Origin of the sequence: Sphaerisporangium rufum, from assembly GCF_016863395.1 — a bacterium.
In the GTDB taxonomy this organism is placed as follows: Bacteria; Actinomycetota; Actinomycetes; order Streptosporangiales; family Streptosporangiaceae; genus Sphaerisporangium; species Sphaerisporangium rufum.
Window position 1 is genome coordinate 92,092 of record NZ_BOOU01000041.1, and the last position, 23,319, is coordinate 115,410.

17 protein-coding genes are annotated in these 23,319 nt (G+C 75.2%); 5 read left to right on the forward strand and 12 right to left on the reverse strand.

Going from position 1 to position 23,319, the window contains the following annotated elements; translation table 11 throughout:
- Window positions 1-18: 18 nt before the first annotated feature.
- The 10 genes from Sru01_RS14000 to Sru01_RS14045 form a co-directional block, all read right to left on the reverse strand.
- Window positions 19-777: an ABC transporter permease gene (locus Sru01_RS14000; RefSeq protein WP_203984835.1), complete on the reverse strand. Its 759-nt coding sequence runs from the start codon at window positions 775-777 to the stop codon at window positions 19-21.
- Entirely contained in the window at window positions 774-1,541 is a 768-nt protein-coding gene (locus Sru01_RS14005) for an ABC transporter permease subunit (RefSeq protein WP_203984836.1), read from the reverse strand. Before Sru01_RS14005 ends, Sru01_RS14000 begins: the two co-directional genes overlap by 4 nt.
- On the reverse strand, window positions 1,534-2,313 hold the full coding sequence (locus tag Sru01_RS14010; RefSeq protein ID WP_203984837.1) for an ABC transporter ATP-binding protein: 780 nt from the start codon (window positions 2,311-2,313) through the stop codon (window positions 1,534-1,536). The genes Sru01_RS14005 and Sru01_RS14010 overlap by 8 nt, the downstream gene beginning before the upstream one ends.
- On the reverse strand, window positions 2,300-3,448 hold the full coding sequence (locus Sru01_RS14015) for a Rieske 2Fe-2S domain-containing protein (RefSeq protein WP_203984838.1): 1,149 nt from the start codon (window positions 3,446-3,448) through the stop codon (window positions 2,300-2,302). Before Sru01_RS14015 ends, Sru01_RS14010 begins: the two co-directional genes overlap by 14 nt.
- Window positions 3,445-4,440, reverse strand: coding sequence for a Gfo/Idh/MocA family protein (locus Sru01_RS14020; protein ID WP_203984840.1), 996 nt, complete (start codon window positions 4,438-4,440; stop codon window positions 3,445-3,447). Before Sru01_RS14020 ends, Sru01_RS14015 begins: the two co-directional genes overlap by 4 nt.
- On the reverse strand, window positions 4,437-5,354 hold the full coding sequence (locus Sru01_RS14025) for a TauD/TfdA family dioxygenase (RefSeq protein WP_203984842.1): 918 nt from the start codon (window positions 5,352-5,354) through the stop codon (window positions 4,437-4,439). Before Sru01_RS14025 ends, Sru01_RS14020 begins: the two co-directional genes overlap by 4 nt.
- The gene (locus Sru01_RS14030) at window positions 5,347-6,462 is read right to left on the reverse strand and encodes a radical SAM protein (protein ID WP_203984843.1); all 1,116 of its coding nucleotides are present in this window, start codon (window positions 6,460-6,462) and stop codon (window positions 5,347-5,349) included. Before Sru01_RS14030 ends, Sru01_RS14025 begins: the two co-directional genes overlap by 8 nt.
- Before the next feature lie 42 nt (window positions 6,463-6,504).
- Window positions 6,505-7,644 carry an amidohydrolase family protein gene (locus Sru01_RS14035; protein WP_203984844.1) on the reverse strand — a complete coding sequence of 380 codons (1,140 nt, stop codon included), beginning with the start codon at window positions 7,642-7,644 and terminating at the stop codon, window positions 6,505-6,507.
- Between the two features lie 30 nt (window positions 7,645-7,674).
- Window positions 7,675-8,715, reverse strand: a complete 1,041-nt coding sequence (locus Sru01_RS14040; protein ID WP_203984845.1) for a TauD/TfdA family dioxygenase — start codon at window positions 8,713-8,715, stop codon at window positions 7,675-7,677.
- Between the two features lie 202 nt (window positions 8,716-8,917).
- Window positions 8,918-11,689 carry an AAA family ATPase gene (locus tag Sru01_RS14045; RefSeq protein ID WP_203984846.1) on the reverse strand — a complete coding sequence of 924 codons (2,772 nt, stop codon included), beginning with the start codon at window positions 11,687-11,689 and terminating at the stop codon, window positions 8,918-8,920.
- A gap of 303 nt (window positions 11,690-11,992) precedes the next feature.
- Between Sru01_RS14045 and Sru01_RS14050 the strand changes: the two genes are divergently transcribed.
- Window positions 11,993-13,819, forward strand: a complete 1,827-nt coding sequence (locus Sru01_RS14050) for an ATP-binding cassette domain-containing protein (protein WP_203984847.1) — start codon at window positions 11,993-11,995, stop codon at window positions 13,817-13,819.
- 50 nt (window positions 13,820-13,869) lie between these two features.
- Here Sru01_RS14050 and aspS read toward each other — a convergent pair whose 3' ends face one another.
- Window positions 13,870-15,168 carry an aspartate--tRNA(Asn) ligase gene (aspS, locus tag Sru01_RS14055; RefSeq protein WP_203984848.1) on the reverse strand — a complete coding sequence of 433 codons (1,299 nt, stop codon included), beginning with the start codon at window positions 15,166-15,168 and terminating at the stop codon, window positions 13,870-13,872.
- Between the two features lie 333 nt (window positions 15,169-15,501).
- On the opposite strand from aspS, the gene Sru01_RS14060 reads away from it, so the two are divergent.
- The 3 genes from Sru01_RS14060 (at window position 15,502) to Sru01_RS14070 (ending at window position 21,432) form a co-directional block, all read left to right on the forward strand.
- Window positions 15,502-17,367, forward strand: a complete 1,866-nt coding sequence (locus Sru01_RS14060; protein ID WP_203984849.1) for an ABC transporter ATP-binding protein — start codon at window positions 15,502-15,504, stop codon at window positions 17,365-17,367.
- Window positions 17,364-19,352, forward strand: coding sequence for an ABC transporter ATP-binding protein (locus Sru01_RS14065; RefSeq protein ID WP_239137405.1), 1,989 nt, complete (start codon window positions 17,364-17,366; stop codon window positions 19,350-19,352). Before Sru01_RS14060 ends, Sru01_RS14065 begins: the two co-directional genes overlap by 4 nt.
- Before the next feature lie 109 nt (window positions 19,353-19,461).
- A complete protein-coding gene (locus Sru01_RS14070) occupies window positions 19,462-21,432 on the forward strand; it encodes a thioredoxin domain-containing protein (protein ID WP_203984850.1) in 1,971 nt (656 codons plus the stop codon).
- A gap of 49 nt (window positions 21,433-21,481) precedes the next feature.
- Here the strand turns inward: Sru01_RS14070 and Sru01_RS14075 are convergent, their stop codons facing one another.
- On the reverse strand, window positions 21,482-22,477 hold the full coding sequence (locus Sru01_RS14075) for an alpha/beta fold hydrolase (RefSeq protein WP_203984851.1): 996 nt from the start codon (window positions 22,475-22,477) through the stop codon (window positions 21,482-21,484).
- Between the two features lie 82 nt (window positions 22,478-22,559).
- Here Sru01_RS14075 and Sru01_RS14080 point away from each other — a divergent pair, with 82 nt between their 5' ends.
- Entirely contained in the window at window positions 22,560-23,177 is a 618-nt protein-coding gene (locus Sru01_RS14080; protein WP_239137406.1) for a TetR/AcrR family transcriptional regulator, read from the forward strand.
- Window positions 23,178-23,319: the final 142 nt, after the last annotated feature.

Sequence of the window (23,319 nt, forward strand, 5' to 3'; positions counted from 1 at the left end):
TTTCTCGTTCTCGTGCGTTCAGTTCTTGTGCAGGGAGAGACGGTCGCGGGTGCGGCGCTCGGCCAGGTCCAGCACCTCGTACGCCAGCAGCGAGGTGGCCAGCGAGGTGAGCAGGATCGCCCACACCGTCGCGGTGTCCAGCAGTCCCTGCGATCGGGCCAGCAGTGCGCCGAGGCCGTCGTTGGCGGTGAGGAACTCCGCGGTGAGCGCGGCCAGGACGCCGACACACGAGGTGAGCTTGGCCGCCTGTACCAACTCCGGCAGGGCCACCGGGACCGAGACGTGACGCAGGACGACGCCCCGGCCGCCGCCGCCGACCCTGATGACGTCGGCCAGGGCCGGCGGCACCTGGCCCAGCGCCGCGCCGACCAGGGCGAATGCCGGGAAGAAGCTCATCATGGTGGCGGTGGCCAGCGCCGCGGGACCGCCGTAGCCGAACAGCGTCGCGATCAGCGGGCTGAGCGCGAGCACCGGCACGCACCGCATGATCATGCCGCCGGCCCGGGTCAACGGCTCCAGGATCGGCAGCAGGTGGGCGGCCAGGGCGAGCGCGGTGCCGAAGGCCAGGCCGAGCGCCGTGCCGGCCGTGGCGCGCACCACGGTCAGACCGAGGGCGGCCGGATCCAGCAGGACCTTGGTGACCAGGCTGCGTGCCACCCGTCCCGGATCGGGCACCAGCAGGGCGGGCACCGCGCCGCCGGCCCGGACCGCGACCCAGGTCAGGGCCAGCACGCCGAGCAGCAGGAGGTAGCCGAGCAGCCGCCGGACACCGGTCATGTCCGGCGTCCCGTCATCCCGCGCCGGCGGCGCACCGCCCGCGCCCAGCGGGTGAACACCGCGTACACCAGCGAGGAGACCGCCACCACCAGCACGCTCACCGCTCCCACCAGGCCGTCCTGCCCTTCGCGCAGCCCGGACACCAGCAGCACGCCGAGGCCGCGCTCGGCGCCGAACCACTCGCCGATCAGCGCGCCGAGCAGCGCGCCCGGCACCGCGAACCGGACGCCGTCGATCAGGTAGGGGAACGCGCCCGGTGCCTCCAGCAGGAGCAGGGCGCGCCGGCGCCCGGCGCCGTGCACGGCGAGCAGGTCGCGCAGCCGGCCGGGCACCGCGCCCAGCCCGGCCTCGGCGGCCGAGAAGACCGGCAGCGCCACGCTGATCGCCGCGGCGATCACCGGGATCGCCGCCCGGTCCAGCGCAGCGGTCAGCAGCGGCCCCACCGCCACCAGCGGGACGGCGTAGCAGACGAGCATGAGGTGCTGCAGGGGGACGCGGGTGCCGGCGGCGGCGCGCGCCGTCCAGGCGGCCACCACCGCGAGCACCGTTCCGGCCAGCAGGCCGGCCGCGGACGCGCGCAGGGTGACGCCCGCCGCGCCGGCCAGCAGTTCCCAGCGCCCGGTCAGCACGGCGGCCACCTCGCCGGCCCAGCCGGGCTCCGGCCGGTGCCCGGCGAGCAGCGCGGCGGCCGGGAACAGGGCGGGCAGCAGGGCCGGGATCAGGGCGGGCCCCGCGGCGGCGCGCCGCGGCGGGGGGCTAGCCATCGAGCGCCTCCAGGCACTCGCGGACCGCGTCCCGCAGCGCGTCGTCGGCGGGCGCGGGCCGCGGCCGCGGCAGCGGCACGGTGATCTCCCGGACGATGGTGGCCGGCCGGCCGGACATGACCACGACCCGGTCGGCGAGCAGCACCGCCTCCTCCACCGAATGGGTGACCAGGATGGTGGCCGGCCGGACCGCGCTCCAGATGCGCTCCAGCTCCCCGTTGAGCCGGCGCCGGGTGATGGCGTCCAGCGCGCCGAACGGCTCGTCCATCAACAGCAGCGACGGCTCCATGACCAGGGCCCGCGCCAGAGCGGTCCGCTGGCGCATCCCGCCGGACGCCTGGTGGGGGCGCAGGTGCGCCAGCCCGGCCAGGCCGACCAGCTCCAGAGCCTGCTCGACGCGGTCGGAGTCCGGGCGGCGCCCGGCCACCCGGTAGACGAACTCCACGTTGCGCCGCAGCGACGCCCAGGGCAGCAGCGCCGGGTCCTGGAACACCATGCCGATCCGGTGCTGCCGGGCCAGCGCGGCCGGCGGCCCGCCCCAGCAGGTGACCGTGCCGGTGGTGGGCCGTTCCAGCCCGGCCACCATGCGCAGCAGCGTGGTCTTGCCGCAGCCCGACGGGCCGAGGATCGCCAGGAACTCCGCCTCGCCGACCTTCAGGCTGACGTCCTGGACGGCCGCCACCTGTCCCCGGCCGGAGCCGTAGGCCTTGGACAGGGCCTGGGCGTGGATGGCCGCGCCGTCGCCGGCGGTCCGCCGGTCAGGCGTTCTCATCGGGCCCCGCCCCAAGCGACGCGGGCTCCGCACCGAGCGACGCGGGCTCCACCCCGAGCGACGCGGTACGCCGGTCCGGTCCGGGCAGGCGGGCGGCGGGCCATCGCCCGGCGGGCGGCCCGGCCTGCCGGGCGTAGGACTGCCAGCGGGCGCGCAGCAGGCGCTCGGCCGCGGCCGACACCGGGTTGAGCTCGCAGCGCGGCTCGTCAGGCCGGCTCTCCCAGGCGACCTGCTCGCGCACGCCGATCCAGGCGTCCTGCTCCTGGATGCGGGCGAGCACCAGGCGGCGGAAGAACGGCTCGGCGACCTGGCGCAGCCGCCGGGTGCCGCGCCGGGCCCGGATGTACAGGGTGATGTAGACGGTGACCCGGTCGCGTTCCTCCGGCCGGAAGAAGACCCACACCACCATGCCGTCGCCGAGGACGGCCTGGTGGTGGGGGTAGTCGTAGTGCACCTCCAGCGGGTGGCTGACCGTGGGCGCGGCCCGGTCGGCGCCGAGCAGCAGCCGCAGCACGCGCTCGGCCCGCCCCCGCCCGCTGGTCACCTCGTAGGAGCCGGAGACCCGGCCGTCGTCGGCGGTCAGGCCGAGCAGCCGCAGCCGCGACCACGGCTGGTACTTGCGGTGCAGGTGGAAGTGGGTGTAGTCCATCCCGTTGATCAGGCCGATGCCGTAGTGGTTGTGGAACACCCGGTCCTGGCGGAAGGAGAACCATTCGCCGCCGTCGTCCCAGGCCGAGGTGTCCGGCGGTGGCGGCGGCAGCGGGTCCACCGGCTCGGGCACGAACCACACCAGGCCGCTGCGCTCGGTGACCGGGAAGCCGCGCACCCGCAGCCGGGGCAGCTCCTCGTCTTCCTCCCAGTACGGGATGCGCTCCAGCGCGCCGTCCGGGCCGAACTCCCAGCCGTGGTAGGGGCACACGATGCGGCAGTCGCGCACCTCCCCCTCGTGCAGGGCCACCCGGCGGTGCGCGCAGGCGTTGTCCAGGCAGTGCGCCGCGCCGGCCCGGTCGCGGAAGACGACGTAGGAGCGGCCGAGGAAGCGCACCTCGATGGCCTGTCCGGGGCGCAGCTCGTCGGTACGGCAGGCGGGATACCAGCAGCGGGGGTCGACGCCCACGTCGCAGAGGTTGCTCATCTTTCTCCTGTGATCCGTGCACGGACCTGGGCGAGCGCCCGGGCCCGGTCGGTGATGCCGTCGTCGGCCTCCCACCGGCCGGCCGCCACGTCGCGGGCGAACGCGTCCAGCTGGTACCGGTAGGAGGTGTCGGATCCGGGCACCGGGTCCGGGGCGCCGGCGCGCGGGCTCCACCGGGCGGCGAACCGCCGGACCGGTGCGGCGCCGCCCGGCAGCACCGGCAGGAAGGGCGCGCGCAGGCCGAGGGTGCCGCGGCTGCCGGTGACCCGGGCGGCGCACACCGGGCCGGCCGCCCGCAGCGAGGCCCACAGCCGGGCCCGCACCGGGCCGGACCGCAGCGCCACCACCCCGGTCAGGTCCACCCCGGTCCGGCCGATCTCCGCGCGGGCGCCGGTCACCTCCACCGGGGCCGCGGTGAGGTGCCGCACCAGGTCGACGCCGTAGCAGCCGACGTCCATCACCGCGCCGCCGTCCAGCGCCGCCGACAGCCGGATGTCGCCCGGCCGCTCCAGCCGCCAGCCGAACCGGACGTCGATCCGGCGGACGGCGCCGACCGCCCCGTCCCGCACCGCCGCCAGGGCGGCGGCGACGGCGGGATGCGCGCGGTAGTGGAACGCCTCGCGGACGATCACCCGCCGCCGGCGCGCCTCGGCGAGCAGCGCGGCGACCAGCGCGGGGTCGCGGCCGAGCGGCTTCTCGCACAGCACGTGCTTGCCGGCCCGCACCGCGTCCAGGGCGAGCGGCAGGTGCGTCGCGTTGGGCGTGGCCAGGTAGACCGCGTCGACGTCGTCGCGGGCGAGCAGGTCGGCCCAGCCGCCGGCCGCCGGAACGGACCAGGCGCGGGCGTAGCGGCGGGCCCGCGCGGCGTCCCGGGAGGCCGCGAACGCCACCACGGCGGGCGAGCCGTCGCGGATCGGCCGGTGGATCGCCCAGTCGGCGATCCAGCCGGTGCAGGCGAGCCCGAGCCGGACCGGCGGCGCGGTATCCGTCACCTCGCCCCCACCGGAGCGGCCCGGATCAGGCAGCGCTGCAGCCAGCGGTCGGTGCCGTCGTAGCGCGGCCGGTAGCCGGTCCGGCCGTGCACCACGTGCACGTTGTCGATGAACAGCAGGTCGCCGGCCCGCAGGGTCACGGTGGCCGCCTCCGCCGCGATGGCCTCGCGCAGGGTCCGCAGCGCGGCGTCGTGACCGGGTCCGGTGGCGCACAGGGCGTCGGCGTAGTTGAAGCGCGGCCGGTCGCGCCACCGGGTCACCACCGGTTTCGGCTCGGTCGTCGTGCCGCCGGGCAGCCGGAAGGCGAAGGCCGGCTCGGCCAGCGCGCGCCGGGTGGCCTCGTCGAACCGCGGCCACAGGTCCAGCAGGTCGCACACCAGGGTCCGCGCCTCCTGGTCCGGGCGCAGGCACAGCAGGATCACCCCGTCGGGGGTGTTCGGCCGGAACGCCGTCTCGGTGTGCATCTCCAGGTGGACCGCGTTGCTCGCGCTCTGCCCGGTCGCCTGGTCGGGCAGCGGGTACAGGTTCTGCACCCGGTCGCCGCCGTGCCAGTCGGCGAAGGAGATCACCTCGCCGGCCAGGCCGGCCAGCGCCAGCAGCAGCCGCTCGGTGCCGACCGGACGGCGCACCTCCACGTACGGGCGGCCGGGGGTCGGCGGGAGGCCGGCCGGGACCGCCACCCCGGCGACGCGCAGCACGCCCGCCGCGCCGAGGTCCCGGCCGAAGCGCGCCGCCGCCGCGGCCACCTCCGGAACCAGGCCGGCCGGCCACTCCGGGACGGCCGCCTCGGCGGGCTCCCCGGCCGGCCGGTCGCCGCCGTAGGCGCCGGACGCGCCGGCCGCCGACCACCGGGCCACCTCCGCGGCCTGGCCCGGCGGCAGCCGCAGCCGCGCGCCGCGGCGGGTGTCAGGCAAGGCTGAACACCCCCGAGAACACCGGGAGCTTGAACTCGTCGATGATCTCGTTGAACCGGACGTGCACGTCGATCAGGCCGTCGAGGTCGTAGACGAACGGGATCTGCTGCTGCTTGACCACGAACGCGGTGAACACCGTGGGCGAGGGGACCACGCCGAGCTCGGCGATCGTCCGCAGGCCGCGCAGGGTGTCCTCGGCCGGTTCGATGCCGGCCAGCAGGCAGCTGCCCACGTTGTGCACGCCGAACACCTCGACCGCGTCGGTGAAGACGTCGACGTAGTCCTCGAAGGTGATGCCGGATTTGTAGCCGTGGATGAGCCGGCGCCGGTAGTCCGGCCGCACCACCTCGATACCGCTGTTGAACCGGGACACGCCCGACTCGCGCAGTGCGGTCAGGTACTCGATCCGCCGGGCGTGGTCACCGATGAGGCTCGGCGGGATCACCTGCGAGACGTAGACGCCTTCCCGGTAGCCGGCCTCGCGCAGCGCCCGCGCCATCCGGCGGTGCCGGTCGAGTTCGAGGTCCTCGTTGGTGATGCTGCCGGTGCACAGCCACACGATGTCGTACTTGGTGTGGAAGTCGGTGGCGTGGTCGCGCACGTACTCCAGGCACTTGTCGAAGTTGGCCTGGTAGGTGCCGGTCCGGGTGCCCTGGACGGCCAGCACCTCCCATTCGCTCTCCTTGAAGCAGAAGTCGCAGGAGTAGGCGCAGTAGGTGTGGTAGTCGAAGACGAAGCTGCGGGTGCCGTTCTCCCGCAGCAGCCCGAAGTTGTACATGCCGGTGGGCGCCCGGTCGTCGTCGACGAACTGCTCGCAGGCGACCTCCCGTTCAGCGCCGTTGAGCGAGGCGCGCAGGCGCGCGCCGTCGAACACGAACGGGGACGACTGGTTCACCCGTACCGTGATCTTCTTCTGGAAGTCCGGCCCGCTGATCACGAGTTCCACCCGCGGCAGCACCTGGCCCAGCAGGGGAAGCCGGATCGCGGTGGTCGCGAAGCGCACGCCGTCGCGCAGCGCGCCGAGGCGGAAGACCTCCTCGACGCGCACGCGGTCGAGATTGGCCAGGGTCAGCGGAGTCAGCGAATCACGGGGAGTGCCTCGTGGCATGTGATCCTCCGTCGCAGGATGGCGTCGCCGGGACCGGCGAGCTCACTTGTCGAGCAGGCGCCGGGCGTTGCCGCCGAGCAGTGCCGGGCGCAGGCCCGCGGGCAGCCCGGCGAGCACCGGTTCCCACTCCTCGGCCGGGCGGAACGGGGTGCCGGGGTGGGGGAAGTCGGTGGCGAGCAGGACCCGGGGGTGCAGTTCCTCCGGCAGCGCGTCCAGCCGCTCGCCGAGCCCGGTCGAGAAGAAGAAGTCGTCGCGGTCGCACAGGTAGTGCCGCGGCGGGTGGTCGGGAGTGGGCCGCCCGGTCTCGCGCAGCGTCTCGAACGACTCCTGCGCCCGCTCCAGCCAGGCGGGCAGCCAGCCGATGTTGCACTCGTGGAAGGCGAACCGCACCCGGGGGTACCGGTCGGGGACCCGGGCGTCCAGCAGCCCGGCCAGGAACAGCTGCCCGGGCAGGATCTCGTTGACGTGGTTGAAGAAGGCGCCCGCGCCCGGCGCGGAGATGCTGGTCGGCAGCGGCATCGGCAGCAGGTGCGGCACCGCCACCTTGTGCAGGTGCACCACCATGCCGTGCTCCTGGACGGCCGCCCAGAACGGGTCGAGGCCGTCCAGGCCGCCTGCCACGCCGTGCGGCAGCATCACGTGCCGGAACCCCGCGCCGGCCAGCGCCGCCACCTCGGCCGCGACCGGCGCGTGCGGGGACAGCGCCAGCTGCCCCACCGGGACCAGCCGGTCGGGGGCGGCGGCGGCGAAATCGGTGATCCACCGGTTGTAGGCGCGCAGGTGGGCGACCGCGTACGGCGAGGCCGGGTCCAGCTCGCGCGGCCAGATCAGCCCGAGCGACGGGAACAGCACGGTGGCCTCGATCCCGTTGGCGTCCAGCCAGGCCAGCCGGGCCGGGCCGTCGTAGGACGCGGGCGGGCTCGACTCCCGGTAGGAGGCGTACTCGCCGCGGCGCAGCGTGTTCCAGTCGACGATCGGGCGGCCGGGGTCGTACGGCACGCCGCCGAGCCGGCGGATCAGCCGGGACGGCCGTCCCTCGATGATGAGGCGGTCCCCGTCGGCGGGATCGCGCTCCACCCGCAGGCAGTTCTCCCGGAACTCCGGGTCGATGTACTCGGTCCACAGCGTGCCCGGTTCGACCACGTGCCCGTCGGAGTCGACGACCGGATGACCATTCCACATGCGCGGGTCCTCCTTTCGCGGTGGCGCCGGTCAGGACCGGGCGGCGGGCTGTCGCAGGGCCTGCCGGTAGTCGGTGGGGTAGTTGGCGTACCGCCGGTCGGACACCAGCCGCCCCTCGGCCCGGTGCGTGCCGTCCAGCAGCCGGGTGGTGACGAGCATGCGCTGCAGCCAGCGGTCGGTGCCGTCGTAGGCGGGGACGATGGCGTTGCGCCCGTGCACGACGCGCCCGTTGTCCAGGACCAGCAGGTCCCCCCGCTCCAGGGCGATGTCCACCGCGGTCGCCAGCACCCGCCGGCCGAGGTCGTCCAGCGCCCGCTGCGACTCGGCGTCGGTGGCGACCAGGTCGCCCACGTACTCGATGACCCGGGTCCCGTCCCGCTCGCTGATGATCGGCTGCGGCTCGGTCAGCCCGCGGCCGTCGAGCACGACGACCGGATTGTCGGTCTCGAAGGCGTACCGCGGCCGGGCGAGCACCGCGATCTCGGCCTCGCTCAGCGTGCCCACCACCCGGCGGATGTCGGCCACCCGGGTCTTCGCCCGGCCGGTGGGGTCGGCGCGCAGGCAGAGCAGGGCCAGGTAGTCGGGTGACACGTCGCGGAACGGCGTCTCGGTGTGCAGCAGGAACTCCACCGCGTTCGAGCCGAACTGCAGGTCCCGGTGGGCCTGGATGGGGTACTTGTTGTGCACCAGGTGCCCGGAGTCCCACTCCAGGTAGCTGAACGGCTCGCCCAGCGCGTCCGCGGCGCAGGCGAGGACCGCCTCGGTGCCCACCGCGCGGATCTCCGGAAGCGCGGCGAACGATCGCCGGGGGGTGGGCGGCAGATCGTGGGGGATGGGCAGGTTTCGGACGAGCAGCGCGCCCGGCCCCCGGGCGGCCCGCAGGTCGGCGAGCGCCGAGCGCATCCGCTCGGGCAGCGCGCGCGGCCGTTCGCGCACCTGGTCGATAAACGGGTCGAATGCCTGATAGGGGTTGGCGGTCACCGGGGTGATCTCCGACCGGAAAAGCTCTCTCTCCTCGTCGGAAAGTTCCACCACCGAAATGTCGGTCAGCGGCTCACGCGATTCTGGCATGACATTGTCCGTTCCGTTCGCGGAGTTGATCGCTTGCCGTGGAACCTCGAATTCCGGCGAGCATGCCGGCGAGGGTCCGGGCGAACCGGATCAGGTAGGACCGCCTACCACTCCTTTCGGCGGTTCCGTCGCCCGATGTCGGGACCGGTTCGGCAGAGCTCGATTAAACAGCGGGCCGCTTGCCGAGTCATTGGGGAAACCCCTATACATGTTCCGGCCGGGCCGGGAACGACGGCCGCTCGGCGTCCGGACCCGCGGCCATCCGGACGGCGAGCTCGGTGCGGCTGCGCACTCCGAGCTTCCGGTAGGCGCTGGACAGGTGGCTCTCCACGGTCTTCACGCCGACCGCCAGCTCCCCGGCGATCTCCTGGTTGGTCCGGCCCTCGGCCGCCAGCAAGGCCACCCGCGCCTCGGAGCGGGTCAGGAATCCCGGGGTGGCCAGCGGTGCCCGCAAGCTCACGCGGGCCGCCCACCCGTCGGCGCCGATCTCGGTGAAGATCGCCCCGGCCCGCGCCGCGGTCCGCCGGGCCGCCTCCCGCCGGCGCAGCCGGGTCTCGGCCTCGCCCAGCGCGAGCAGCGTGCGCCCCAGCTCGAAGGCCATGCCGGCCGCGGAGAACTCCCCGGCGGCGGCCCGCAGCTCGCCGCTGCCGCGTTTCGGCGAGCCGGTCGCGGTGAGCAGCAGGCCGCGCGCCCGGCCGGCCAGCCCGCGGACGGCCGGGCGGCCCGCGGCCTGGGCGGCCCGGTGCAGCCGATCGGCGCGCTCGGCGGCCTGGTCGTGCCGTCCCAGCTTCACCAGCGCCTCGACGTGGTCGGCGCCCGCCGCCGGGTGGACGGTGTCCAGGACGACGCCGAGCGACCCGGCCAACCGGCCGGCGGCGTCCAGCCGGCGCAGCGCCGCCATGAGATCGCCGTCGGACAGCTCGATGAAGCCCAGCAGGGCGAGCACGCCGATCGCGGCCGTGCGGTGGCCCGCCGCCTGCGCGGCCGCGAGCCCGTCACGGGCGAGCCGGCGGGCCCGGTCCAGCTCGCCGCGCCGGGCGAGCAGGTGCGCCTCGGCGAGCAGCGCGGCGCCGGAGGGCCGGCCGCTCGCCTGCCCGGCCCGGGCGGCGAGATCGGCGTGCCGGGCGGCGGCCCGCAGGTCGCCGGCCAGGCACTCCACCTCGGCCGCCCAGGCCGTCTCCCAGCCGGCCGAGTCCGCGGCGCCGGTGTCGGCGAGCGCCTCGCGCAGCGCGCCGAACGCGGCGCGGGCGGCCGGCAGGTCGCCCCGGCTCCGGCTCAGATAGCCGTGCATCCGCAGTGCCACCAGGAACGGCGCCTGAGGGTCGGGCCCGCGGCGGTGGACGGGCAGCGCCAGGTCGGGAGCGGGGCCACCACCCATGAACTCCAGCACCGCCAGGATGGCGGTGGCGGCCTCGGCGGTGGCGGCGTCGCCGGCGCCGCGCGCCAGCGACAGCAGTTCCCGGGCCTGGGCGACGGCGGCCGGCAGGTCACCGTGGTGCATGCAGAAGTAGGCGAGGACCGCGGTGATCGGGATGACCAGTTCGACCTGGCCGGCGGCCTCGGCGCGCCCCTGCCGCAACGGGGTGATCGAGCCTGGCACGTCCCCGGCGCAGAAGATCGCCTGCCCGAGCAGGAAGTACGCCTTCGCCCGGCCGGGGCCCGGCGAGCAGTGGGCCAGCGCCTCCTCCAGCACGGTGCGCGCCGTCGCCCCGTCGCCGCCGGCGATCAGATGGCGGGCGGCGGTGAACCGGCGGCGCTGGCCGATCTCTCGCTGGTCGGCGGGGGTCAGCCGGGCGGCGTGCGCCGCCATCTCCCCGGCGGCGAGCGCGGCGCCCCGGCCGGCGGCGATCAGGGCGGCGGCGTCCAGGGTGACGGCCACCGCGGCGTCGGGGCCGCTGGTGGTCACGGCCAGGTGCCGGGCCCGTTCCTCCACATCGCTCACCGATCGGGCGAGCCTCAGGTGGGTCTCCCGCCGGCGCAGCGGACCGGCGGCGTCCAGCACGGCGGCCCGCAACAGCGGGTTGCGGAAGCTCGGCGTCTCACCGTCCAGCACGATGACCTGCCGGGCGACCGCCTCGGCGAGCCCGGTCACCTCGCCGGTCACCTGCTCGATGATGGCCACGGTGGGCCGGACCGCGCAGGCGACGACGAGTGCCGCCTCGGTGGCCTCCGCGGAGAGCGCGGAGATCCGGGCGCGGAGCAGGTGGCGCAGGCTGTCCGGCAGCGGCGGGTCGCCGCCCGGGCCGGGCGGCCCGGCCCACAGCCGGGCCATCTCCAGGCCGAACAGCGGATTCCCGCCGCACGCCTCGTGCAGGCGCCGCAGCACCGGCCGGGTCAGGACCGTCCCGTGCCGCCGTTCGACCAGCGTCGCCAGGGCGTCCAGGGACAGCGGAGGCGTCTCCCAGCGGGTGACCCGGTCGGCGGGCACGACCTGGGTGAGGGCGGGCCAGTGGTCGGCGCCGTGCGGGCCGCCGCCCACGGTGGCGAGCACCTTCACCGGCTCGTGGACCAGGCGGCGCAGCACGAAGGACAGGACGACCTCGGTCGCCGGGTCGAGGGACTGCAGGTCGTCCAGGGCGATCAGCACCGTGTCGTCGGCGGCCAGCCTCCGGACCATCTCCAGCACGGCGAGCGCGACGGCCCGCCGGTCGGGGGGCACGCTGCCGGGGTATTCCCACCACAGCGCCGTGGCGAGCGCCCGGAACAGCGGTGCCGGAAGGTCGCGTACCGCGGGCGAGTCCTCCACTCCCCGGACGAGGTCACCGAGGCCGGCGTAGGCCAGATCGGTCTCGCGGGGGTCGGACCGGCAGGCGAGCACCCGGCGGGACCCGGCCGCGGCGAGCGCGGCGGACCAGATCGTCGATTTGCCGGCACCCATATCACCGACGAGCACCCCCACCCGGGGGCCGGGCGCCGCGTCGCCGATCCAGGTCGCGATCGTGCCTATTTCATGGGCCCGGCCGAAAACGTCCATGGTTCCTCTCGGGGCCGGCCCCGCCCGCCGGCACCGGCGGTGGAGCGAATCACCATCGCCATCGAGCGAAGAGCACTAGTTTATGGCAGAACTTCAGGGTTTTCCCGGAGGCTCACGCCAGAAATGTCTTGTTTACTCCATTCGGTATGTCGAATACGGTTCTCTTGATCGAATGCCAATGCGGCGGCTCGCCGGATCGCGGGGGTGGCACGCCGGCCGTCCCACCGCCACCGACCCGGCCGGTGGAACTTTCCGGACCGGCCGCCGAACCGTCACGACCTTCACGAAGAGGTATTTCAACCGTTGAGTGTTTTTGATTCGGTCAGCCCTAAACCCCCGGTCACCACGCGCGACACCCCGCAACCGGCCCGCCGGCGCCCGCCGGCCATCGAGTGCCGCGACCTGTATCGCCGGCACGGTACCCACGTCGCGATCGACGGGATCTCGCTCACCGTCCCGGCCGGCGAGCGGCATGGCCTGGTCGGGCCGAACGGCGCCGGCAAGACCACCCTCATGCGGATGATCAGCGCCACGCTCGCCCCGCACCGCGGCACGCTCCGCGTCCTCGGCCACGACGTCGCGCGGGCCCCACGCCAGGTCAAGGCACGCATCGGCGTGGTGCCGCAGGGCATGACCTACGACAACGAGATCCTGGTCCGGGAGAACCTCACCACCTTCGGCCGCTACCACGGCCTGTCCGGCCGGCACGCCGCCGCCCGCGCCGACGAGCTGCTGGACACCGTCGGCCTCACCGCCCACGCGCGGGCCCGCCCCGACACCCTGTCCGGCGGCATGCAGCGGCGGCTGCTCATCGCCCGGGCCCTGGTCAACGACCCCGAGCTGATCCTGCTGGACGAGCCGAGCACCGGGCTGGACGTGGAGAGCCGGCTCCTGCTGTGGGAGCTCCTCGGCACGCTGTGCGCCGGCGGCAAGACGCTGGTCATCACCACCCACTACCTGGAGGAGGCCGAGCGGCTCTGCGACACGGTCACCGTGCTGCGGGCCGGCCGGATCCGCCGATCCGGCTGCCCCCGGCGGCTGGTCGCCGCGACGGTGCCCCCCTACGTGGTGGAACTGGACCTCGCGCGGCGGGACGCCCCCGCGCCCGCCTGGGCCGGCGGGCGCCCGAGCCTGCGGATGGGCCACCGCCTGCTGGTCTTCACCGACTCCCCCGACAGGCTCGACGCCGGCGCCGCCCCGGACGGTGCCCTGGACGGCGCCCTGGACGGCGGGGCGGCCGTGGCGGCGCCGCTGGTGCGCCCGAGCTCGCTGCAGGACGCGCTGCAGGTGCTGGACCGGGAGGAACCGCCCGGCCCCGAGGCCGCCCCGCCACCACCACCGGGCCGCGCCCGCCGGGCCGTCGCCCGGCCGTCCCTCCGGCTGGCCGGCCGGATCTGGTGGCGCGACCTCACCCTGTTCCGCAAGTCCTACAAGACGACCATCGTCCCCAACTTCTTCGAGCCGGTCTTCTCGCTGGCCGCCCTCGGCATCGGTCTCGGGTACTACGTGAACGGCGCCGCGCTCGGCGCGCCGTACGCGGACTTCGTCGCGCCGGGACTGCTCGCGGTCACCGCCATGAACGGCGCCGTCTTCGAGGTCACCTACAACGTGTTCGTCCGGCTGCGGCACGCCCGCAGCTACGACGCCGCCGTCACCAGCCCGGTGGAGCCGGCCGACATCGCCCTCGGCGAGCTGCTGTGGGCGATGACCCGCTGCCTGGTCTACACCGCCGTCTACCTCGGGATCGTCGCGGCACTCGGCCACGCCCCCGCGGCGACCGCGGCGCTCGCCGTGCCCGCCCTGCTCCCGCTCGGGCTGGTCTTCGCGTGCGCCGGCCTGATCTTCACCGGCGTGGTGCGGGCCATCAACGCCTACTCCTACTTCTACACGCTGGTGCTGACCCCGCTCACCCTGCTGAGCGGGGTGTTCTTCCCGGTGGCGCGGCTACCGGCCCCGCTGCGCGCGTTCGCCGAGACCACGCCGCTGTACCACGGGGTGGCGCTGTCCCGGGCGCTGGTCACCACCGGTGACCTGCGCGCCGCCGCCGGGCACCTCGCCTGGCTGCTCGCCGTCGCCGCGCTGCTCGCCGGGCCCGCGCTGTACAGCCTGAAGCGGCACCTGTGCGCCTGAACCGGGTCCGGCTCCGCCGCCCCCCGCCGGGCCGGTGGGGGGCGTGCCGGTCACGGGGTCAGACGGTGCAGGTCGCGGGGGAACAACGTGGTCCAGCGGATGTTGTCCGCACCGGTCATCCGCGCGACGAACCGCTCCAGGCCGAGCGCGAACCCGCCGTGCGGCGGCATGCCGTGCGCGAACGCGGCCAGGTAGCCGGCGTAGGGCTCAGGGCTCTCGCCCCGGGCCGCCAGCGCGGCCAGGTAGTCGGAGTGGCGGTGCAGCCGCTGCCCGCCGGTGACCAGCTCCAGCCCGCGGAAGAGCAGGTCGAAGCTGTTGGAGAACTCCGGCCGCTCGGGGTCGGGGTGGGTGTAGAACGGCCGCTTGGCCATCGGGTAGCCGGTGACGAACAGGAACTGCGAACCGTGCTCGCGGACCGCCCAGTCGCACAACCAGCGCTCGTGCGCCGGGGCGAGGTCCGGCTCGCCGCGCGGGTCCTCGTCGGTCTCCCGGGCCAGCAGCTCCTGCGCGTCGGCGAAGTGGATCGACGGGATCTCGGCCGGCACCTCGGGCAGTTCCACCTTCAGCAGCTCGACCGCCGCCGGAGCCCGCTCGGCGATGGCGGCGACCATTCCCGCCACCGCGTCGCGGACCACGGCCATCACGTCCCGGTGGTCGGTGACGAACCCGAGCTCGGCGTCCAGGCTGGTGTACTGCGCGAGGTGGCGGGCGGTGTCGTGCGGCTCGGCGCGGAAGACCGGCCCGACCTCGAAGACCCGCTCGAAGACGCCGACCATCGTCTGCTTGTAGAACTGCGGCGACTGGGCCAGGTAGGCGTTGCGGCCGAACCAGTCGAGCTTGAACACGTTCGCGCCGGACTCGGTGGCCGAGGAGACCACCTTGGGCGTGTGGATCTCGGTGAAACCGAGCCCTTCCAGCGCGCCGCGGAACCCGGACACCGAGGCCGCGGAGATCTCGAACGGCGCCCGCAGCCGCGGGTGGCGCAGCGTCACGGCGGCGTTGTCCAGCACGGTGGGCAGCGCGGCGGTCACGACCGGCCGGTAGATGTCGAACGGCGGGGTGAGGGCGGGGTCGGACAGCTCGCGCAGCACCGGCGAGGTGATCTCCACGCCGCCGGGCGCCTGCGGGTTGGCGGTGGCGGTGCCCTCCACCTCGACCACCGTCTCCTCCGGCAGCTCGCCGAGACGCTTGACCAGCTCGGCGTCGGCGGCCACCACCTGGACCAGACCGGCCCGGTCGCGGACCACCGCGAAGGTCACCGACTTCAGCGCGCGCACGCGGTGCAGCCAGCCCGCGACGCACACCGTTTCCCCGACATGCTCGGCCACCTGGGAGGAAAGAATACGCATGGAAACTCCGCCGTCAGAACGCCCTGGAGTCCCTGGCAGGCGCGGGCGAGCAGGGACCTTGCACTCGCGGTGCCACCGCACCTTCGCCCCGCCGCCGGCGGGGCCTCGTCGCGGCCCGGTCACGGAGGCCGTCCGGCGGGGCATTGGACGGCCGCCCTGGCGGTGCCGTCGTTCCTCCCCGCAGCTCGGAAGGGTCTTCGGCCGGGGGGCGAGGCCGCCTTTCCAGCACCGGCGGCTCTCTGCTGACTCGCCTGATCCAGGCCTACTTGGCTTCGTCGCAGCTTTGCGCCCGAGTGTATCCGAGATCGCGGCCGCGGCGCGCCGGCGGGACCGGTGACCCGGGCGCCCAGGTGGCCCGGCCGGCCGGGCCGGTCCGCCCGCACCGGCCGGCACGCCGCCGTGGCCCGGCTGCTGCCGTACGCCGGGGCCGGCCCGCTGGCCGCCGCGGTACTCCTGAACGTGATCCTCGGGCTGCTGCCGGCCGGCTTCATCGTCGCCACCAGCGTGCTGCTCGGCCGGGTTCCGGCGCTCGCCGCGACCGGCGGCCTGGCGGCCGCGGGCGCCACCCTGGCCGTCGCCGTCGGCGCCTACGTCCTGCAGCAGTGCCTGGTGCCGTTCCAGGCGGCGGCGGGCGAGGTGATCGCGCGGCGGGTGGACGCCCGGTGCGCGCGGCGGCTGATGTCGGTGACCCTGACCGACGCCCCGATGGAACTCCTCGAACGGGACGACGTCGCCGGCCGGATCGGCGACGCGCGGGACGGTCTCGGCCGGCTGCCGCCCACCCCCGGCGAGGCGGTGGCCGGCACGATCACGCTGATCGCCCGGTACACCCACCTGGCGAGCGCGGCGGTCCTGGTCGCGATCGTGCTCTCCCCGGCCGCGGCCGGGGTCGCGGCGGCCACCGCGCTGGCGATCCGGCGCGGGCAGCGCGGCTCGTTCGGCCGGCTGGGCCGGCTGTGGCACGAGCTGTCCGCGCCGCGCCGCCGGGTCGGCTACCTGCGCGACACCGGCACCGCGGTCACCGCCGCCAAGGAGTTCCGCGTCCTCGGGCTGCTCGGCTGGTACCGGCGGCGGCACCGGGACGATGCCGGGGAATACCTGCGGGCGCTGTGGGCCGGGCGGCGGCGCATCCTGCTGTGGCCCTACGTGGGATACAGCATGGTGGGCCTGGCCGGCGGCGGGGTGCTGCTGCAGGCCGCCGCACGGGGCGGGCTCGGCCTGCTGGAACTCTCGGTCGCCCTGCAGGCGTCCATGGTCGCCATCCGGTTCGGCGCCTTCTTCCCGGAAAGCGATGTGCAGACCCAGTACGGGCTGAACGCCTATCAAGCACTGGTGGAGCTGGAGAGCCGGGTGTCCGCCGCCGCCACCACCGCCACCACCACCGCTCCGCGCGGCGCGCCGCCGGCCGCGCGGCCGCTCCGGCGGGCCATCCGCTTCGACGGCGTCGGCTTCGGATACCGGAAGGACCGGCCGGTCCTGGCCGGGCTCGACCTGGAACTGCCGGCCGGCCGGTCCACCGCGATCGTCGGGCTCAACGGGGCGGGCAAGACCACGCTCGTCAAGCTGCTGACCCGGCTGTACGACCCGGGCGAGGGCCGGATCACGGTGGACGGCGAGGACCTGCGGCGGCTGGACCCGCGGGACTGGCAGCGGCGGATCGCCGTGATCTTCCAGGACTACATCCGCTACGAGCTGCCCGCCGGCGTCAACATCGGCCTCGGCGCCCCCGAGGCGCTGGACGACGAGGCGGCGCTGCTGGCGGCGGCCCGCCGGGCCGGCGCGCTCGAGGTGATCGAGGCGCTGCCGGCCGGCCTGGCCACCCCGCTGTCCCGCCAGTACGCGGGCGGGCGGGACCTGTCCGGCGGGCAGTGGCAGCGGATCGCGCTGGCCCGCGCGTTCCTCGCCGTCGAGCGGGGCGCGTCCATCCTGGTGCTGGACGAGCCCACGGCCCAGCTGGACGTCCGGGCGGAGGCGGAGTTCCACGACCGGTTCCTGGCGATCACCGCGGGACTCACCACGCTGATCATCTCGCATCGTTTCTCGACGGTGCGGCGGGCCGACCGGATCGCCGTGCTCGAACACGGCCGGGTGGTCGAGCAGGGCGATCACCAGGGACTGCTGGCGGCCGGCGGCCGGTACGCGGACCTGTTCCACCTGCAGGCACGACGGTTCCGGACCGGAACGGAGGCGGGCAAGTGAAGTGGATCGCGACCACCGCGGGGTTCGTGCTGCGGATCGCCGCCGGCGCCGACCGCGCCCGCCTCGTCAAGGCGATCGCGCTGATGGGCGCCGGCTACCTGGCCACTCCCCTCGCGGCGGCCGGGCTGCGGGAGTTCACCGACGCGGCCGTCGCCGGGCGGGCGGGGCCCGCCGCGCTGGCCGCCGGCGCCGTGGCAGTGCTGCTGATCATGGAGTTGATGCTGGGGCACTTCGCGCATCTGTACTACTTCGAGGTCGGCGAGCTGGCCGAGAGCACGCTCAACGAGGAGCTGATCGCCCAGGTCAACGGGCCGGGGAGCCTGGAGCGGCTGGACGACCCCGCCTTCGCCGACACGGTGAACCTCGTCCGCGAGGACCTGGGCCGGACCCGGACCGCCGTCGAGTCAGTGCTCCAGCTCGGCGGGCTGGGACTCCAGCTGGTGGTGACCACGGTGCTCCTCGCCACCCTCGACCCGCTGCTCGCCCTGCTGCCGCTCGCGGCCGTACCGTCGGTGCTGATCGGCCGGCGGGCCCAGGGGCTGGTGGAGCGGGCCAAGGAGGAGACCGCCGAGCACACCCGCCGCACCCGCCATCTGCTCCGGCTCGCCACCGACCCCGCGTCGATCAAGGAGATCCGGCTGTTCCAGGCCGAGCGGCCGCTGCTGGACGAGCACGACCGGTCGTGGCGAGCGGCGAGCACGGCGCTGCGCCGGGCGCAACTGCGGGCCGCCGCGCTCAACGCCCTCGGCCAGCTCGCCTTCGCCGTCGCCTACGGCGGCGCGGTCACGTTGCTGCTGTGGCAGGCGGTGGCCGGCCGGGCCGGCGCCGGTGATGTGATCATGGTGATCGCGCTGGCCGTCCAGGTGAGTGCGCAGGTGGCCGGGGTGGCCACCCTGCTCACCACGCTGCACGGCACCGCCCGCACCCTGGACCGCCTCACCGCGCTGGCCGCTCCCCGGCCGGCCGCCGGCACCACCTCATCGGCCGGCGCCGTCGCCCCCGCCGGCACCGTGTCTCCCGTCGGCACTCCGTCCCCTATCGGCACCCCGTCCCCCATCGATGGTGTGTCCTCCGCCGGCACCGTCTCCGCCACCGGCGCCATGTCCACGCCCGGTCCGGCGGGTGCCACCGCCACGCCGGCCCTCCCGCCCGGCGGCGCGGCGGCCCGGCCCGGTCCGGCGGCCGCGCGGGCCCGGGTCCCCGACCGGTTGCGCGAGGGCATCGTGCTGGAGAACGTCGGCTTCACCTACCCGGGCACCGACCGGCCGGTGCTGCACGACGTCAGCCTCACCATCCCCGCCGGCGGCTCGGTGGCACTGGTCGGCGAAAACGGCGCCGGCAAGAGCACGCTGGTCAAGTTGCTCTGCGGCCTCTACCGGCCCACCTCCGGCCGCGTCCTGGTGGACGGCGTCGACCTCGCCGCCGTCCCGGTCACCGACTGGTGGCCCCGGGTGGCCGCGCTGTTCCAGGACTTCGCCCGCTTCGAGCTGCTGCTGCGGGAGAACGTGGGCACCGGCGACCTGCCCCGGCTGGCCGACGACGCGGCGGTCCGGGGCGCGATCGGGCGGGCCGAGGCCGACCCGATCGTCGCGGCCGTACCGGGCGGGCTCGCCGGCTTTCTCGGGCACGGCTACGGTCCGGGCACCGAGCTGTCCGGCGGCCAGTGGCAGCGGCTCGGCCTGGCCCGCGCCCTGATGCGCGAGGACCCGCTGCTGCTGGTGCTGGACGAGCCGGCCGCCGCCCTGGACGCGGCAGGCGAGCACGCGCTGTTCGAACGCTACGCCGCGTCCTCCGGCGCGGCCGGCCGCCGGTCCGGCGCGATCACCCTGTTCGTCTCGCATCGTTTCTCCACGGTGAAGATGGCCGGGAAGATCGTCGTCCTGGACCGGGGGCGGGTGGCCGAGCATGGCGACCACCCCACCCTGCTCGCCGCAGCCGGCCTGTACGCCGAGCTGTACGGACTCCAGGCGCGTGCCTACCGGTGAACCTCGGCGGCCGCCGGGACGCGCGGCGGCCGGTCTAGGGTGAGAAGAACGGGGAATGGGTGCGGCCGCGCCGCCACGCGTCCGGCGGCCCGCACGGGGAGGGGACCCGATGAACCGCTTGCAGCACGCCACCAGCCCGTACCTGCTCCAGCACGCCGGGAACCCGGTCGACTGGTTCGAGTGGGGCGAGGAGGCCTTCGCCGAGGCGCGGCGCCGGGACGTCCCGCTGCTGGTGTCGGTGGGCTACTCCGCCTGCCACTGGTGCCATGTGATGGCGCACGAGTCGTTCGAGGACCCGGGCACCGCCCGGATGATGAACGACGGGTTCGTCAACATCAAGGTCGACCGCGAGGAACGGCCGGACGTGGACGCGGTGTACATGAACGCCACCACGGCGATGACCGGCCAGGGCGGCTGGCCGATGACCGTCTTCGCCACCCCGGGCGGCGAGCCCTTCTACGCGGGCACCTACTTCCCTCGCGCGCACTTCCAGCGGCTGCTCGCCGGGGTTTCGGAGGCGTGGGCCACCGAGCGGGACGCGGTGGTCTCCCAGGGCGCCAAGGTCGTGGCGGCCCTGGCCGGGACCGGCACGCTCCCCGACGGCCCGCTGCCGGGCCGCGAGGTGACCGAGGCGGCGGTGCGCGACCTGGCCGGGACGTTCGACACGGCTCGCGGCGGCTTCGGCGGCGCGCCCAAATTCCCGCCGTCCATGGTGCTGGAATTCCTGCTGCGCCACGGCACCCCGGAGGCGACCCGGATGGCCGAGGCGACCCTGGAGGCGATGGCCCGCGGCGGCATCTACGACCAGCTCGGCGGCGGCTTCGCCCGCTACAGCGTGGACGCCGGCTGGGTGGTGCCGCACTTCGAGAAGATGCTGTACGACAACGCCCTGCTGCTGCGGGTGTACGCGCACTGGTGGCGCGCGTCGGGGTCGCCGCTGGCCCGGCGGGTGGCGCTGGAGACCGCCGGGTGGCTGCTGCGCGAGATGCGCACCCCCGAGGGCGGCTTCGCCTCGGCGCTGGACGCCGACAGCGAGGGCGAGGAGGGCCGGTTCTACGTCTGGACACCCGCCCAGCTGCGCGAGGTGCTCGGCGCCGAGCGCGGCGCCTTCGCCGCCGCGGCCTTCGGAGTGACCGAGGAGGGCACGTTCGAGCACGGGACCTCGGTGCTGCGGCTGCCCGCCGATCCCGACGATCGGAACATGCTCGACGACGTGCGCGCCGAGCTGCTCACCGCGCGCGCCGGCCGGGTGCGTCCCGGCCGGGACGACAAGGTGGTGGCCGCCTGGAACGGGCTGGCCATCGCGGCGCTGGCGGAGACCGGGGCGCTGCTCGGCCTGCCGCACCTGGTGGACGCCGCCCGGGAGGCGGCCGGGCTGCTGGACCGGGTGCACATCTCCGGCGGCCGGCTGCTGCGCACCTCCCGGGACGGCCGGGCCGGCGGCAACGCGGGCGTGCTGGAGGACTACGCCGACGTGGCCGAGGGCCTGCTGGCGCTGTACGGGGTCACCGGGGAGAGCCGGTGGTACGAACGGGCCGGCGCGCTGCTGGACACGGTGCTGGCCCGCTTCCCCGACGGCGCGGGCGGCTTCTACGACACCCCCGACGACGGCGAGCGGCTGTTCCAGCGCCCGCAGGACCCGACGGACAACGCCACGCCGTCCGGGCGGTTCGCCGCGGCGGGCGCCCTGCTCTCCTACGCCGCGCTGTCGGGGTCGGCTCGCCACCGGGAGGCGGCCGAGGCCGCGCTCGGCGTGGTCACCGCGCTGGCCGACCGGCACGCCCGGTTCGCCGGCTGGGGCCTGGCCGTCACCGAGGCGGCGCTGGCCGGGCCGGTCGAGGTGGCGATCGCCGGGGCGCCGGACGACCCGCGGACCGCCGCCCTGCACCGGGCGGCCCTCATGGCGGCGCCGCCCGGGACGGTGATCGCGCTCGGCGACGGCGGCGTGCCGCTGATGGAAGGTCGCGGCCCGGTGAACGGCGAGCCGGCGGCGTTCGTCTGCCGCCGCTTCACCTGCCGCGCCCCGATGACCACCCCGGCCGACCTCACCCGCGAGCTGCGCACCCCGGCCGCCGGCTGATGGGCCGCCGGCACGTCGCCGCCGGGGCCGGCGTCCTGGTCCGCGGCCGTCAGGTGATGAAGGCGGCGACGTCGGCGGCGATCTCGCGCGGGTACTCGCCGTTGATCGCGTGTGACGCCTCCGGATAGGTCTTCACGGTTCCGCGGACCAGGGTCCGCCGCGCCACCCGGGCGGCCTCGGCCGCGTCGTGCAGCCGGGACTTCCCGGCCATCAGCACCAGCACCGGCAGCCGGACCGCGGCGAGCCGCTCCTCGCTCGGGCGGGTGGGGGCGGGCAGCTTCGTCACGTAGGCCTGCAGGCCGGCCTCGATCATCCGGGCGACCGGCACGTCCTTGACCGGGGCGTCGTTCGCCGTCCAGGCGGTGAAGGCGTCCCGCCACGATCGTGGTGCCCACCGGAGGCCGGCCGGGATCGAGCGCAGCACCACCCCCGGTGACAGGCCGGCGAAGACCATGATCGGATCGAGCAGCACGACCCCGGCGATCTTCTCCGGCCGGCGCACCGCCAGGTTCATCGCGGTCCAGCCGCCGAACGACACGCCGAGCAGGTGGATCGCCGGCTCGGGCAGGGCGAGCAGCACCTCGTGCAGCCACCGCGCGTGATCGTCGGCGTCCTGGACCGGGCGCTGCTGGATGCTCATGCCCGGCTCGCCGAGCAGATCGACCGTGTAGACGCTGCGCAGCCGCAGCAGCGACGGCAGGTTGTCCGCCCAGATCGGTGAGGCCGACGCCCGGCCCGGCAGCAGCAGCAGGGGTGGCGCGGCCGGGTCGGTGCCGCCGCTGAAGTGGTACACCCGCACGACGCCGTACCCGGTCCGGATGTCCGACGTCCGGTCGGGGGCGGGCAGGCCGGCCATCGCCGCGCGGTACGCGGCGGTGAAGCGGTCGTGCGCCTGCGCCGAGACGAAGTACCCGACCGGGGCCGGGTCGCGCAGCGCGTAGGCGAGGACCGCCGCGAGCACGGCGAGCACCGCGGCGATCCGGGCCGGTCGCCGGCGGCGCGGGCCGGCCCGCGCCGCCGGCTTGGGGACGCTCGAAGTAACCATGCGGTCAGACTACTGACCGAACGGTAGAAAATCCAACCACTCGGTCAGGAGGTGGATCTCCGCGGACCGGTACGGTGGGCGGGTGCCACCCGACTCCACGCCCGCGCGGGCCCGTGCCACCCGGCCGCTCACCATCACCGAGCGGGCGCGGCGCGCGCAGCTGATCGGCGTGACCATCGAGGTGGTGGCGCGGTACGGCCATGCCGGCACCTCACTCGCCCGGATCGCCGAGGCGGCCGGCATCTCCAAGGCCGCCGTCCTCTATCACTTCCCCACCAAGGACGCGGTCGTCCAGGCCGCCTACGCCTCGGTCCTCGAGTCGCTCACCGAGTACGTCGGCGCCGCGGTCGACGCGCGATCCGGCGCGGCGGCGGTCGACGCCTACGTCCGGTCGCTGGTGGCGTACCTGCGCGACCATCCGGCCCATACCCGCATGATCGTCGAAGGACTGGGCGGCGCCACCGGCAGCGCCGACAGCGCCGACCAGGCCGGCCGCCGGGAGGCCGTCGCCGGGCTGGTCGGCGCCGCGAAGGCGGCCGGCGAATATCGAGCCGACGTCGAGCCGCAGATCACTGCCGTGATCATCAACGGCGCCGTCGACGCGATCGTGTCCGAGAGCCTCGCCGACCCGGCCTTCGACACCGCGCGCGCGGCCGACGAGCTGGTCACCATGCTCGACCGGGCCCTCGCCGGCAAGTGAACGCCTGGGGCCAGGCGGCGGCCCCGGCCCCGCGGGGACGACGCGCCGGTCATCCCGCACCGGACCCATCACCGGCCGGTCGCCGGCCGCCCGGCACACTGCCCGTTTCGGTCCGCCTTCCGCTTTCCGGTCCGCCGCCGCT